The sequence below is a fragment of the Dyella jejuensis genome, assembly GCF_044904675.1.
Lineage (GTDB): Bacteria > Pseudomonadota > Gammaproteobacteria > Xanthomonadales > Rhodanobacteraceae > Dyella_B > Dyella_B jejuensis.
In genome coordinates this window covers 22,788-37,066 of sequence record NZ_JADIKJ010000003.1, presented here as the reverse complement: position 1 = coordinate 37,066, position 14,279 = coordinate 22,788, and the positions used below count along the sequence as shown (strand labels likewise).

Genomic DNA, 14,279 nt, shown 5'->3' with positions numbered 1-14,279 from the left:
CATGGCGGGCGAAAAATACATCGCCCGTTCATACCGATTTGTATTGGAAGGCCTCATTCATGCCTCAGCTCTCCGTGGTCGTGCCTGTTTTCAACGAACGCGACAACATTCCGCCGCTGCTTGCCGAAATCGCCGCCGCGCTGCGTGGCAAGCTGGAATTCGAGATCGTCTACGTCGACGACGATTCCAGCGACGACAGCCGCGCGGTCCTGAACGCGCAAAAGGCCAGCTATCCAGAGTTGCGCGTGTTGCATCACGTCAGCCGCAGCGGCCAGAGCACGGCCGTGTGGAATGGGGTCCGTGCCGCGCGCGCGCCGTGGATCGCCACGCTCGATGGCGACGGCCAGAACGATCCGGCCGATATTCCCAGGCTGCTCGCCGCACGCGCGGATGCGCAACCGGAGGTCAAGCTTTTTGCCGGCTGGCGCACCACCCGCCGGGACAGCTTCAACAAGCGCATTTCGTCCAAGGTCGCCAATGCGGTGCGTTCGCGCATGTTGCGCGATGACACACCCGATACCGGCTGCGGCTTGAAACTGTTCGAGCGCGATGTATTCCTGCGCTTGCCGTACTTCGATCACATGCATCGCTACTTGCCGGCGCTGGTGAAACGTGCCGGCTATCGCAGCCAGAGCGTACCGGTCGGCCATCGCCCGCGCACCGCCGGTACTTCCAAGTACGGCATGCTCGACCGTCTCTGGGTCGGTGTTGCCGATTTGCGCGGAGTCGCGTGGCTGATGCGTCGCGCCAAGGTGACGCGCGTCGAAGAACTCTGAGCGGCATCACGTCGGCTATATATGTCCGCGGCGTATGCTTGGCGGCCGTAGCGCCGTGCGGGAGACCGTCCGTGAGTATTGCCGTCAAACGTGTCTACGAGCCCGCGGCCAAATCGGACGGCTATCGCGTGCTGGTCGATCGCGTATGGCCGCGCGGCCTCAAGAAAGAAGATGCCGCACTGGATATCTGGGCCCGCGAACTGGCGCCCACTACGGCGTTGCGTCGATGGTTCGGCCACGAACCCTCCCGCTGGGAAGGTTTCCGTCATCGCTATGCCAGCGAATTGGATGCGCGCAAAATCTTCTGGCAACCACTGGTCACCCAGGCCGAGCGGCATCGCCTTACCTTGCTCTACAGCGCGAGCGACGAGGAACATAACCAGGCGGTGGCGCTGAAGATGTATCTCGACAATTGGATGAAGGCCAACGGCCTGCGCTAAGCGTGCACGCAAGGCATGCCCTAGCGATGGGTGTGCTTCCATGCTTCGATCGCCTGCCGGGTTTTTTCGCGACCCAGTTCGATCAATTCGCGTGCGCGATAGAACTCATAGGCGGTCGATACATTGCGCGCCAGTTGCACCAGGATATCCGGCTGGTACGCGGCCAGCCGCAAGCGCGAGAGATTGGCCTGCATCAGGTCCATGGATTGCCCCAGCAATTCCAGCGCGCCTGGTTCGCGCGCCTTGGTTTCGTCGGCTTTCGCCGAGCTACTACCCGGAAGCAGGCGTCCCAGCAGGTGGCCAAGGCCGCGCTTTGGCTCGCCAGCGGAAATCTCCACGGGAACGTTGGTTTCGGCAGGGCCGTCGATACTGACCGCGACCACGTAGTCGGCCGGCTCGCGGATCAGCGGCGTCACGGGAACCGGATTGAGCAGCGCGCCATCCACCAGCAAGCGTCCCTCGATGGCATGCGGCCGGAACAGGGTCGGGATGGCGATCGATGCGCGGACCGCATCGAACAGCGAGCCGCGCGTCAGCCAGACTTCGCGCTCGCGCTCGATATCGGTAGCCACGGCGGTAAAGGCGATCGGCAATTCCTCGATGCGCACGTCGCCGATCAAATCCAGCATCGCACCGATGATCTTCTCGCCCTTGATCAACCCGCCGCCGGCGAAGGAAAACGACCAGTCGACCAGTTTCAGCACGTCGAACTTGTCCAACGAGCAGACCCAGTCGCGATAAACGTCGAGCTTGCCGGTGGCATGGATGCCGCCGATCAGCGCGCCGATCGAGCAACCGGCAATGGCAACGATCTGGAAGCCGTTTGCTTCAAGCTCTTCGATCGCACCGATGTGCGCCAGCCCTTTCGCGCCGCCGGCTCCAAGCGCCAGCGCGACGGTCGGTTTGCGGACCGATTCCTCGTGAGCGGTTTGCGAGCGGATGTCCGTTGATGGTGTTGCCGGCATGAGGTGGCTCGCTATGACCCGTTCACTGATAGCCGCCCAGCGCCAGCTGCAGCATGATCTTCATCTCTTCGCGCAGCGGCAGCGGCGCGACGATTTCCGCGTCGGGCCCATACTTGAGCACATCCATCAGCAGCTCGCGCGAGTTGGAATAGGGCAGTTGCAGCTCATATCGCCCGTCCGACAGCCATGTGCCTTTCTGCTGCGAATGCCAATGCTCGTCGGCTACCCAGCGCGCGGCGTGCGAGGAAAAGCGGATGGTTGCCCACGCCTTCGGTTTGCCGGCGAAGATGCCGTAGCTCGATGCCAGCAGGTCGTTGAGCTCGTTCTCCGCCACGTCGACGGCAGCCGCTTCCAGCGTATGGGGTTCGGCGATGCGATCCACCGCGAAGCTGCGCAGCGCTTCGCGATCATGGTCCCAGGCATCCAGGTACCAATTGTCGCGATAGTGCGTGAGCCGTTGCGGCGAAACCGTGCGGCGGCTTTCGTTATTGGTGGTGCGCGCACGGTACAGGAATCGCAGTTGCCGGCGATCCAGCACTGCACCCGCGGTAATCCGGAAAGCCTGCTGGTCAAGCTTGCGTTCGCCCCACGGAATCACGCGGATGCGCTCCACCGGCAGCGCCTTGCCGCTGGCGCGGTCGGACAGCAAGTGTTCGATGCGGGTCTTGAACGGAGCCAGCGCGCCGGCCAGCACTCCGGGGCCATTGCGTCCGATCAGTTCGTTCAACGCCAGCAGCGCGGCCAGTTCGTCTGACGTCAGCCACAAGCCGGGCAGCTCGAAGCGCTGGCCCTCGGTGGCTTCATAGCGGAAGGCGGCATGTTCGCCGCCGGCGCTCTCGATCGGCGCGCCCAGCGCATCGCGCAAAAAGGCGATGTCGCGGTACAGCGTGGCCCGCGAACACTCAAGCTCGTCCATCAGCCTGGGCAGTGGCACCGGGTAATGGGCCGACTTCAGCAGGCGGTGCAGGGTAAGAATGCGCTCGTAGCGGTCCATCTCGACGTTCGGCAATGGGATTTGTGTAGCATGAGCATGCTACGTGACGCCCGCAAGCGTGCGTGCGGACTTTCCCCGGTCCCATGGATATATCGTCTCCTCCACCGCAATCGGTTAGCGGCGACCTGCAAACCCCTTCGATGGGGCTGGCGCCTATGCTGTTGGAAGTCCTGGCCCTGTGCGGCTATGGGCTGTGGATGCTGCTTGGCCTGGCGCTGGCGCTGGGCATTTACAGTGCCGGGCGGGGTGATGCGCTGGTGCCGCTGGCCTTGGGCTGTGTGTTCGTCAGCGCCGGTTTGCTCGCCGCCTGCCTGCGCCTGCGGGTGATGCCCGAATGGCACGGCTGGCGCATCGGAGCGGCACACCGACCTACCCGCGAAGCCCTGCTGGCGCTGGCCACTTACCTGCCCATGCTGGGCTTGGCCGGGTTGGTGCGGGGCGACGAAGCGTTCTGGGCCACACGCCTGCTCAGCATGGCATTGATGTTCTGCAGCCTGTCCTGCCTGGTAACCAGCGCCTACGGCTACCGCACCCGCCGGCTCGCGTGCCAGGCCGGGGTGGCGATGCAATTGCCGGTGAGCCGCGTGCTGTCGGCCTGGTATGGCGGCGGGCTGTGGTTATGGGTCTGTGTCATCTTCCAGGCGAATCTCACCGGCGATGCGGTAGAGCCATGGCCCTGGGCGATCGGGCTGCTGCTGATGGCCATGCTGCTGGGCCTGGTGGACGGGCTTGGCTGGCAATCCTTGCGCGAACCCAGCCTCGGCCAATACCGCCAGCGCGCCTATGGCTTGCAATCGCGGCGCTTCCTTGCCGCCGTGCTGATCTGGGCAGTGCCTTGCCTGAGCCTGCTGCTGGTTCCGGTGTTTCCCGCAGGACGCTGGCTTTCCTTGGGCGCCGCGTCGGCCTGTGTCGTCGGCAAAAGCCTGGAATTATGGCTTTACGATTTCGCGCTGACACGTTTCGCGCTCTCGCAGTCCGCCGCACAAGAAGAACGTTAACGGGTTTAGGATCGTTCTAAATATTCACTAAGCATTCAAGCCGTACCGTTAAAGTGGCGCGCTCAACGGCTTTTTAACGTGTAGGACGACGAGCGATGAAAAACATCCTGATGACTGGCCTGGCGCTTGCCACCCTGGTCACATTCACCGCCCAGGCCCAGGACACTTCTTCCGGTACGCAGACCAGCTCGGGGAACTGGACCGGCTCGGGCGAGGTAGGCTTCGCATCGACCACCGGCAACTCGCGGTCGCAGAACGTCAACGCAAAGCTCACCTTGAACCAGGAGACCGACCAATGGAAGAACAACTTCTTCCTGGATGCGTTGCGCTCCAAGGGCCAGGTGACGATAACCAATCCCAACGGCAGCACCGCCAAGCAATTCGATACCACCGCGGATCGCTATGATTTCGGCGCGTCGGCCGGCTACAAGCTCGACCCGCGCAGCTACATCGTGGCTGCTGGCCGCTACGACCATGACGACTTCGCCGCCAACCGCTGGCAGGGTACGGTCTCGATCGGCTATGGCTACATGGCGCTGAAAACCGATCGCACCCAACTTTCCTTCGAAATCGGCCCCGGCTATACCGAATATCAGCCCGCCACGGGCAACGTCGTGATCAACGGCATCACCGTGCCATATATCGCGTCGCGCCAGAGCGAAGTGGTGGCGCGCGGCCTGGTGACTTACAAATATCGACTCACCGACAACACCGCGTTCGACGACACTTTCCTGATGGAAGCGGGCAGCAAGAACACCTACTTGCAGAACGATGCCGGTCTCGCGGTCAGCATGACCAAGAAGCTCTCGATCAAGGTCGGCTTCCAGGTGCGCCACAACAGCGAAGTACTGCCAGGCATCCGTCGTACCGACACGCTGACTACTACCAATCTCGTCTACAACCTCTGATAGCGCTGTCGCTCGCGCATCGACGTCAACCCAGACCCCTCCGAATACGGAGGGGTTTTTTTATGTACGCCAGCCCAGGTGCATTGCCGGACCCGCTCGGCCAACATGTTCTTGCCGTTGAGTTGCATCAAGGCTGCCTTGGACTTGAACGCCGGCTAGTGACGATACGCGCGCCTTGTCGTTGATGTAGGGCGAGCGTCAATACCTAGACAATTCACTGTCGTACTGCTGGATTGTTGTACTGCTGGATGATCGCCGCAGCTCTGCCGTGGTCTACGGACATTGCTCCGGGCACGCTTGCGAGCTAGGCCGCCACTCCTTTCATCCGGTTTTATTGCCGCGTGCAAAGTGTTCCCCTTCGCCAGTGTCAGTTTTGGATCACTCGCTATACGGGTATTTGCTGCTAGCTGCTCCTGCGCCGTTACGAAAAACTTACCGAACGCCATCACTTGCCGGACATTCGCTACGCCGATTGCTCCGTGGCCTGGCGATTCGCGGCGTGCCGACTTCTCGCAGAACTCGGCGCGCCATTCGTAAAAAGTCGAATACCAGCCAAGCGCTGGCGATGGGGAACAGCAGGAGCAGCACGTAGACATGAAGACAAAAACTTTGATGGCGTCGGCCATTGCCGCAGCGCTGATAGCCTGTACATGGACGGCGTCGGCGCAGGACGCCAGCCAGGCATCCAGTGACCAGGCCAACGCGGGTAACGCCAAGCGGCTTGACGCCATCACGGTTACCGGTTCGCATATCCGCAGCGTGGACGTGGAGACATCGCAGCCTGTCTTCACCATGGACCGCCAGGCGATCAAGGCGACGGGCCTGACCAATTTGAACGATGTGCTGGCGAGCCTGACTTCCATCGGCACGCCCGACATCACTCCGCAGGACACATTGTCCAGCGGCATGGATGTCGGTGGCCGCTACGTCGATATCCGCAACCTGGGTTCCAACCGCACGCTGGTGCTGGTCAATGGCCATCGTTGGAGCACAAGCCTTTCAGGCCTGACCGATTTGTCGACGATTCCGACCTCCATGGTCGAACGCATCGACATATTGAAGGACGGCGCCTCGTCCGTTTACGGTTCCGATGCCATCGCGGGCGTGGTCAACATCATCACCCGCGAAAAATTCGAAGGCGCCGAGGCCAACGTCTATTACGGATCGAACCAACAGGGCGACGGCCAGCAGAAAAATGCCGACTTCACCTGGGGGCACAGCACGTCCAAGTCCTCCACCATTATCAGCGCCTCCTATCAGGACCAATCGCCGATGTGGGATCGGACACGCGCCATCACTCGCTATGGTTATGGCCCGCGCCATCCCATCACCGGCCTGGGTTCGGGGCCTTGGGGGCGCGTGATCGATCCCCGCGCTGCCGGCACGGAGGGAGCTGGCGCATATAACGATCAAGGAAAGTGGACACCAAACCAGTACGTGATCAACCACGGCAACGCGGACACCGGCGATATCGGCAATTACCATATTTACAACAGTAATCCGGCAGACCTGTACAACACCAACCAGGACACGACCTTCCGTGCTGGTTCCAAGCTGAAAACCCTGTTTGCGCAGGAACGCTACAAGCTGACGGACGACATCACGTTGACCGGCACAGCGTCCTACAGTACCCGCGATACCAGCAGTCAGTTGGCGGGCTATCCGCTTTCGACATCGGGTATAAGCACCGCCAACCTGGTCATTGACCCGAGTAACGCCTATAACCCCTTCCCCGGTTATGAAACCGAGTTCATGCGGCGTACCGTCGAATTACCGCGCATCACCTGGGCCAATTCCCGATTGGCACACGTGGATCTTGGCGCTCAGGGCTATTTCAACTTCCTCCATCACGATTGGAGTTGGGATGCCAACTATACTTTTTCGCAAACCAAGCTCCGCCAGATCACCACCGGCAATCTGTATTTGCCCAATGTTCTCAATGCGATCGGTCCAACTGCACTGATCAACGGGCAACTCGCGTGCGCCGATGCTGCTGCGCGCGCCACCGGCTGCGTGCCGTGGAACGTGCTGGCTGGTCCCGGCTATACGCCTTCCTCATTGTGGCCGTACCTCAATTCTGTGGGTACGGCACGACAGCAAAGCCAAACCGATGACGTCAGTGTAAACACCGGCGGCGGCCTGTTCGATTTGCCAGGCGGCACGGTCAATATCGCTGGCGGCCTGGAACATCGTCGCGAAAAAGGCTACTTCCAACCCTATGGGCCCGATTCGGCGGGCGAGACCACCAATCTCGCGAGCGATCCTAGCAAGGGTCGCTATTACGTAAACGAAGCCTATCTGGAATTGGACGTGCCGCTACTGCGTGACCTGCCCGGCGCACAGGAGTTGGGCATCAACGTCGCCAGCCGTTATTCGTATTACAGCAACTTCGGTAGCACCACTAACAACAAATACAGCCTGCGCTGGCGGCCTATCACCGACCTCTTGCTGCGGGGCACCTACGCGAAGGGCTTCCGTGCACCGGCGTTGCAGGACCTTTATGGTGGCAATGCGCAAAGCTTTGAAAGCTTCCTGGATCCATGCGACAGCATCTACGGTACTGCGGCGAGCAATGCAAAGGTGGCGGCATCTTGTGCGGCCGCTGGCGTACCGGAGGGCTATCGGCAGGTGAGTCAAGCTGGACCCGTCAATGGTGGCGGTGGACAGACAACCATTCCCTTTACCCAGGTCTCCAATCCAAAACTGAAGCCGGAAACCTCCAGCACACGTACCCTGGGTCTGGTCTACAGTCCGCACTATGTCGATGGTCTGGATATCACGCTGGATTTCTATGATATTCGCTTAAAACAGGCGATCACCTATCTCGACGCCAGCGATATCCTGAACTACTGCTATGTCGACAATCTCGCCGACTACTGCAAGAACATTACCCGCAGCAGTACCGGTCTCATCACCTCATTGAACGAAGGCCCCGTAAATCTGGGTGCCGCCAGTACCAGTGGATTTGACTTCGGCATCCATTATCGCCTGCCCACCACATCGTTCGGCCAGTTCCGCATTGGTGTTGACGGCAACTATCTGAGCAAGTATCAAACCAGCAATGGTCCCGGTTCAACAATGAAAAACCTGGCCGGCTGGATGAACGGCACGCAAGCCTTGTATCGCATACGCTCCAATACGCAAGTGGATTGGGATTACAAGCAGTTCGGTGCGAGCTGGACGGTACGCTATTATTCCGGCCTTAAGGACAGTTGCTGGGATGTCGGTGTCGAATGCGACAATCCGAACTATCCCAATCCGGTTTTCCCCGGCCAAGGTATGGCGCAAAAAGGTTCGGCAACCTTCAACGACGCGCAGCTTCGCTACAAGACACCGTGGGATGCCACCCTCTCCGTGGGGGTAAACAACATCTTCAACAAGAAAGGGCCGTACTACTACAACGTGTCCTTTTCCGGCACCGGCAGTCCACCCTACAACCCGCAGTTCGATCTTGATCGTTACTTCTACGTGCAATACAGCCAGAAGTTCTAGGTACGCGGCGTGAGATGATGAAGACCGGCGGACGTATAACCCGCCGGTCTTGCGCACTCAGCTTCCGAGAAAGGCCGCGGCACCTTGGGCGAACAAGAGTTCAGCGACTTGCTTGCCCAAGGGCACTGGCTCGGCGCTGTCACCAGCTGCTTCCGCAATCAACAGGCGTCCGCTCGCAACGTCACCCACCATGCCACGCAGGTGCAGTCCATGCTCGGTGACAGTGCACCATGCGCCGACCGGAACCGTGCAACTGCCGCCAAGGGCATGGTTCATCGCACGCTCGGCGGTAACCGCCTGCCGTGTTTCGGCATCGTCCAGCACGGCCAGTAATTCAAGTATCGCGGCATGGTCGGCACATGCTTCGATGGCAATCGCTGCCTGGCCGGGCGCGGGTAACCAGGAAGGTGCACTCAAGCGAGCGCGGATGCGATCGTGCAAGCCCAGGCGTTCCAGGCCTGCACAGGCGAGCACGATGGCATCGTAATGACCGGCATCGAGCTTTTGCAGGCGGGTACCGACATTGCCGCGCAGGTCCAGCAAAGTAAGGTCAGGCCGCATGGCGCGCAGCTGAGCCTGCCGGCGCAGCGAAGAAGTGCCTACCCTTGCCCCGTGTGGCAACGTGGCAAGTCCGGCATGATCGTTGCTCACGAACGCATCCGCGGCATCCGCGCGCGGCAACATGGCGGGCAGGGTGAAGCCCGGTTCCAATTCCGCAGGCACGTCTTTTAGCGAATGCACCGCCAGTTCGGCGCGGCCCTCCAACATCGCCACCTCGAGCTCTTTCAGGAACAGGCCCTTGCCGCCAACGGACGCCAGCGGCTTGTCGAGAATTTCATCGCCGCGCGTGGAGAGCGGCACCAGTTCCACGCGAAGTCCCGGATGTGCGGCGCGCAGCAAGCCCGCAACGTGTTCCGCCTGCCACAAGGCAAGCGCGCTCTTGCGGGTGGCGATGCGCAGGGCAGTAGGCGACATGGCGATTCCAGGAATGGGGATGACGGTATTGTCGCACCGCTCAGCCCACGCGCAGCAGCTTGCGCAGATTCGGAAGGTTGCGCCGGCTTACTTCGGGGCTGAACTCGGTGCCGGCCAGCCGTGCCAGCACGCGGCCATCGGGCAGCGTTTTCAACCCGATCAGGCGATGCGCGGGCACCAGGCAATTGCGATGCAGGCGGATCAGTTGCTGGGGGTAGGTTTCTTCCAGCTGGCGCAGCGAATCGTCCAGCAGCAGTGCATCGCCGCTACGGTGCGCCACCACGTATTTTTCTTCCGCCAGCAAGTACACCACCTCGTCGAGCGCCATGCGGATCGGCTCGCCACGCACCCGCGCATGCAGCCAGCCGGCGGGTTCGCGTGGCTGCGCTTCCAGGCGCTGGCGCACGCGCCGGAGCGCATCACGCAGGCGCTCCACCCGTACCGGCTTGAGCAGATAATCGACGGCGCCGAGATCGAATGCATGCACGGCATGCGCTTCGTAGGCCGTGCAAAACACGATCTGTGGCCGGGTACGATGGGCAAGTCTCGCGGCCAGTGCCTTGCCATCCAGCCCGGGCATGTTGATGTCCAGCAGCAGCAAGTCAGGATGTGCCTCGGACAGCGCGCTCAAGGCTGCTTCGCTGTCGCCCACGCTGCCGACCAGCTCCACGTTCTCGCATTCCTGCAGCAACGCCGCCAGGCGCGCGCGCGCGAGCGGTTCGTCATCGACGATCATCACGCGCATGACGTACCTCTATGGGCAGGTGCAGTTTCACCACGAAGCGTCCAGCACGCGGTCCAGCTTCCATGCGCGCGCGCGGGCCGTAGTGATAGGCGACGCGCTGGCGCACATTGTTCAAGCCGTGGCCGCTGCCGCCCATGGCGGGCTGGTCGGCGAGCGGATTGTCGATCGCGATCAGCATCATGTTGGCGTCGCGCGTGCCACGCAGGATCACTTCTCCGCCGTCGCGCAGCGGCTGGACGCCGTGCCGCACGGCATTTTCGACCAATGGTTGCAGCAGCAGCAGCGGCAGCGAGGCCTCCATCGGCAAATCGTCCAGCTCGCGCCGGACTCGCAGGCGTTCGCCCAGGCGCAGTTGCTCGATCGCCAGGTAGCGATCAACCAGCTGCAATTCTTCGCCTAGCGTGCCGCTGTGGGTGTCGTCCTGGCCGAGCGCGGCGCGGAACAGTTCGGACAGGTTCTCGACCGTGCGTTCCGCCGCCTGCGGGTCCAGGCGCACCAGCGCCGCCACGGTATTCATGCTGTTGAACAGGAAGTGCGGGCGAATCCGTGCCTGCAAGGCCTCGACTTTCGCGTGCGCCACCGCGGCCAGGCGCGACTGCCATTGCGCCAGCACGTAGAAATAACGAAGCATCGCCGCACCGAGCAAGGCGGCGATCGCCGCATTGTCGCGGACGAAGGCGTTGGACGCGGAAGTGATCAGCTGCATCGCCAGCATGCGATCCATCCACTGTGCCAGGAAACTGCCTACGGTCACGATCAGCACCATGGCCAGCCATACGCCCGCATAAGGCAGTAAACCCGGCAGGCGCAGCAGCCACGGACGCAGCGTGCATAGCGCCACGCCAATCAACGTCGCCAGCCATTCCACGAACAGCATGCCGACGCTGTAGCCCCGCCAGCCGCGCGTGCTCTCCGGTGCCAGCCATGCGAGCGTTACGCACAATGCGCCAACCACCAGCAGCGCGGAAATCACCGGCAAGCTGCAGAAATCCGGCAATGGATCATGCGGCTGGGCGGAGGCTTTGGCGGCGGGATCTGGCATGCGCGTCAGTATGCCCGCAGGCCGGACAGCTTTCAGCGCAGCCGTTGCTCGATCCAGCGGCGCAAGTCGGCGATCTCATCCGGGCACACCGCGTGCGCCATCGGATAGGTATGCCAGTCGACCTGGTAGCCCAGCGCTTCCAAGGCGGCGCGCGATTCGATCCCGCGCTGCAGTGCCACGACCGGGTCAAACGAGCCATGTCCCCAGAAAATCGGCGTGGAGGCATTACCGGCGCTGCGCTCGGCAGCAAGCGAACCGGCCATGGGCAGATAGGTGGAAAGCGCCACGATGCCCGCAAGCTGCTGCGCATGGCGCAGGCCGGCCGCCAGGGCGATCGCGCCCCCCTGGGAAAAGCCGGCCAGCAGGATCCGTTCGCCGGGCACACCGCGTTCCTGCTCGCGGGCGATCAAGGCCTCCACCTGGGCAATGGATTCGCGCGTGCCGGCTTCATCCTGGCGCGACAGCAAGTCAAAGCCGTAGATGTCGTACCAGGCGCGCATGGCCATGCCGTTGTTGATCGTCACCGGGCGCACCGGTGCGTGCGGAAACACGAAGCGGATCGCTGGCCACTGCGGCGATACCAGTTCCGGCACGATCGGCGCGAAATCATGCCCATCCGCGCCCAGGCCATGCAGCCAGATAACGCTATAGACGGGATCGGCGGCGGTTTCGTTTTCGACAGTCGGGAGCAGGCTCATGGGCGATCGGGGAGGGGAGACGGACCCGCATCGTAACAGCCGGATCGGCCATGCTTCGCCCAGCGCCGGTCGCCTGGCCCCTCCTCGCAGGGAGAGTAAGGGCCAGGCCGATCCTCACTGCTGCGGCAAACCCAGTTCCTGTGCGAAGAAGGTCAGCATGATCGCCGTGTTCCCGACTCGCTGGCTAAACGGCGCACCGATGCCGTGCCCGGCATTCATGCGCGTCAGCAGCAGGATCGGCTGATCGGATGTGGTGGCGTTCTGCAGCGCCGCCGTGAACTTGCGCGACTGCCAGGGGGCGACGCGCGGATCATTGGCGCCGGTGGTCATCAACACCGCCGGATACGCGGTGCGTGGCTTCACGTTCTGCAACGGCGAATAGGCCAGCGTGGCCTTGAACTGCGCCGGATCGCTTACGCTGCCGTATTCGCTGACGTTGTAAGCGCCATTGGCGAAATCCGTTTCATGCCGGATCATGTCGTAGATGCCCACCATCGACACCACCGCGCGATAGTCGCCCGGATGCTGTACCAGCGACGCCCCCATCAGCAGTCCGCCGTTGCTGCCGCCGAGAATGCCCAGATGCTCGCGGTCGGTCCAATGCGTATCGAACAGCGCCAGCGCCGCGGCGTGGAAATCGTCGAACACGTTCTGCTTGTGCAGTTTCTGGCCCTGGGCGTGCCAATCCTGGCCGTCCTCGTTGCCGCCACGGATGTTCGCGAACGCCAGCACGCCGCCGCGTTCAAGCCATGCCAGCTCCGGGCCGATGAAATGCGGCACGATCGGAATATCGAAACCGCCATAGCTGTAGAGAATGGCCGGACGTCGGCCGTTGGGCGTGATACCGCGCAGGGACAACACCGTTACCGGAATCTTGGTGCCGTCTTTCGAAACCCCGTCGATACGATGCATCTCGACCTTGCCGTAATCAGCGGCGGGCGTCACTTGGAAGACGGTATGCAGGTTGCCGGTCTTCGCATCGTAGTCTGCCCAGCGCGCCGGCAGGGTCCAGCCGCCATAGGCGATCAGCGCATGCCGCTGGCCTTGTTCGCCGGCGATACCTTCGATGCCGATGCCTTGCTGCGGCAGCGGCAGGCGGCGCACCAGGCTGCCTCGCTGATCGTATTGCTCCACCCACCCATCCGGACCCCAGCTGCGCGTCACCAGGAAACCCTCGGCGATCGGCACGACGTCCTGCAATGCGCCGGCACGTTGCGCAAGCACGGTAGCGACGTGGCCTTGCGCGTCGACAGCCAGCAGCTTGCCGCGCGGCGCATCGGCAAAGCTGGTCACGAACAGCCGCTGGCCCACCCATGCCGCCGAACGCACGTTCGCGTCGGCGCCCAGCACCTTGTTCCAATGCGTGCCTTCGCGCAGATACACCTCGGCCGGGCCACCGTCGCCGATATTGGCGAGCACGGCCAGCTGCGTGGCGCCGGGTGAGCTGAGCAGGCGATATTCGGCGACCTTGGAATAGCCCTGGCCGAACACCACGCTGTCGCCAGCCCCGTCCTGGCCGAGCGCGTGATGCACCAGCGTCGCATCGAACTGTCGCACTTCGTCGCCCGCTGGCGGCAAGGGAAAGCGCACATAGGTGAAGCCGTGCTCGTCCGCATCCCAGGCCACGCCTTGTGGCGTGGTACCGCCACCGGCATAAGGCAGCGCATCGCCCATCACTTTGCCGGTGGCGACGTCGAGCACGTGCAGCGTGGTCAATTCGCTGCCGCCCTCGGCAGTGCCGTAGGCGAGATAGCGCCCGCTGGGCGAAGGCCAGTAACCGGTGATCGCGGTATTACCGTCGCCGGCGTTGAGATCGACCAGCACGCGCGCCTTGCCACCAGGCCATGCCTGCGCCATCAACTGCGGCTGCGGTTGCGGCGGTGTTTCCTGCATATAGAACAAGGTGCCGCCCGCCAACTCTGGCGAGGACCGCGTGGTCGAGGTAATCGCCAGCTGCTGCACGCGCGCATTCATCGCCTTGCCATCGGGCATCGCCGCCAGCACCGCATCGGTGTGTTCGTTCTGCGCCTTGATCCACGCCTGCACCGCCGGGTCCTGCGGGTTTTCCAGCCAGCGATAAGGATCATCGACCGTCGTGCCATGCAAGCTGCTGGATGCCGGATGCGCCGGCGAAGCAGGCGGTTTCGATGCGACGGCCGCATGCGCGGCGACGGCGGCGCCCAGGGCAAGCACAGGCAGGCAACGGGGAAACAGGTGCATGGGCGGATATCCATGGTTCGGCGCCG

General features: G+C 62.6%; 12 protein-coding genes. 5 read left to right on the top strand and 7 right to left on the bottom strand.

Going from position 1 to position 14,279, the window contains the following annotated elements; genetic code table 11:
• The first annotated feature begins 59 nt into the window (after nt 1-59).
• Nucleotides 60-776: a glycosyltransferase gene (locus ISP15_RS04100; RefSeq protein ID WP_404545419.1), complete on the top strand. Its 717-nt coding sequence runs from the start codon at nt 60-62 to the stop codon at nt 774-776.
• A 71-nt stretch (nt 777-847) separates the two neighbouring features.
• Nucleotides 848-1,216: a DUF488 domain-containing protein gene (locus tag ISP15_RS04095; RefSeq protein WP_404545417.1), complete on the top strand. Its 369-nt coding sequence runs from the start codon at nt 848-850 to the stop codon at nt 1,214-1,216.
• A gap of 20 nt (nt 1,217-1,236) precedes the next feature.
• Here ISP15_RS04095 and ISP15_RS04090 read toward each other — a convergent pair whose 3' ends face one another.
• Together ISP15_RS04090 and ISP15_RS04085 are read right to left on the bottom strand one after the other, a co-directional pair.
• On the bottom strand, nt 1,237-2,181 hold the full coding sequence (locus tag ISP15_RS04090) for a patatin-like phospholipase family protein (protein ID WP_404545415.1): 945 nt from the start codon (nt 2,179-2,181) through the stop codon (nt 1,237-1,239).
• Between the two features lie 22 nt (nt 2,182-2,203).
• Entirely contained in the window at nt 2,204-3,175 is a 972-nt protein-coding gene (locus tag ISP15_RS04085; protein ID WP_404545413.1) for a helix-turn-helix transcriptional regulator, read from the bottom strand.
• Nucleotides 3,176-3,330: 155 nt separating this feature from the next.
• Between ISP15_RS04085 and ISP15_RS04080 the strand changes: the two genes are divergently transcribed.
• From ISP15_RS04080 to ISP15_RS04070, 3 genes are all read left to right on the top strand, one after another.
• A complete protein-coding gene (locus tag ISP15_RS04080; RefSeq protein ID WP_404545411.1) occupies nt 3,331-4,173 on the top strand; it encodes a hypothetical protein in 843 nt (280 codons plus the stop codon).
• A gap of 95 nt (nt 4,174-4,268) precedes the next feature.
• The gene (locus tag ISP15_RS04075) at nt 4,269-5,081 is read left to right on the top strand and encodes a DUF481 domain-containing protein (protein WP_404545409.1); all 813 of its coding nucleotides are present in this window, start codon (nt 4,269-4,271) and stop codon (nt 5,079-5,081) included.
• Nucleotides 5,082-5,675: 594 nt separating this feature from the next.
• On the top strand, nt 5,676-8,573 hold the full coding sequence (locus ISP15_RS04070; protein WP_404545408.1) for a TonB-dependent receptor domain-containing protein: 2,898 nt from the start codon (nt 5,676-5,678) through the stop codon (nt 8,571-8,573).
• 57 nt (nt 8,574-8,630) lie between these two features.
• On the opposite strand, the gene hemC is transcribed toward ISP15_RS04070, so the two are convergent.
• From hemC to ISP15_RS04045, 5 genes are all read right to left on the bottom strand, one after another.
• On the bottom strand, nt 8,631-9,548 hold the full coding sequence (gene hemC / locus ISP15_RS04065; protein WP_404545406.1) for a hydroxymethylbilane synthase: 918 nt from the start codon (nt 9,546-9,548) through the stop codon (nt 8,631-8,633).
• 40 nt (nt 9,549-9,588) lie between these two features.
• Nucleotides 9,589-10,293 (bottom strand): LytR/AlgR family response regulator transcription factor, encoded by a 705-nt coding sequence (locus ISP15_RS04060; RefSeq protein WP_404545404.1) that lies wholly within the window; start codon nt 10,291-10,293, stop codon nt 9,589-9,591.
• Nucleotides 10,271-11,335, bottom strand: a complete 1,065-nt coding sequence (locus tag ISP15_RS04055) for a sensor histidine kinase (protein WP_404545402.1) — start codon at nt 11,333-11,335, stop codon at nt 10,271-10,273. Before ISP15_RS04055 ends, ISP15_RS04060 begins: the two co-directional genes overlap by 23 nt.
• A 32-nt stretch (nt 11,336-11,367) precedes the next feature.
• Nucleotides 11,368-12,033: an alpha/beta hydrolase gene (locus ISP15_RS04050; RefSeq protein WP_404545401.1), complete on the bottom strand. Its 666-nt coding sequence runs from the start codon at nt 12,031-12,033 to the stop codon at nt 11,368-11,370.
• 114 nt (nt 12,034-12,147) lie between these two features.
• A complete protein-coding gene (locus tag ISP15_RS04045) occupies nt 12,148-14,253 on the bottom strand; it encodes a prolyl oligopeptidase family serine peptidase (RefSeq protein WP_404545400.1) in 2,106 nt (701 codons plus the stop codon).
• Between the last annotated feature and the right edge of the window lie 26 nt (nt 14,254-14,279).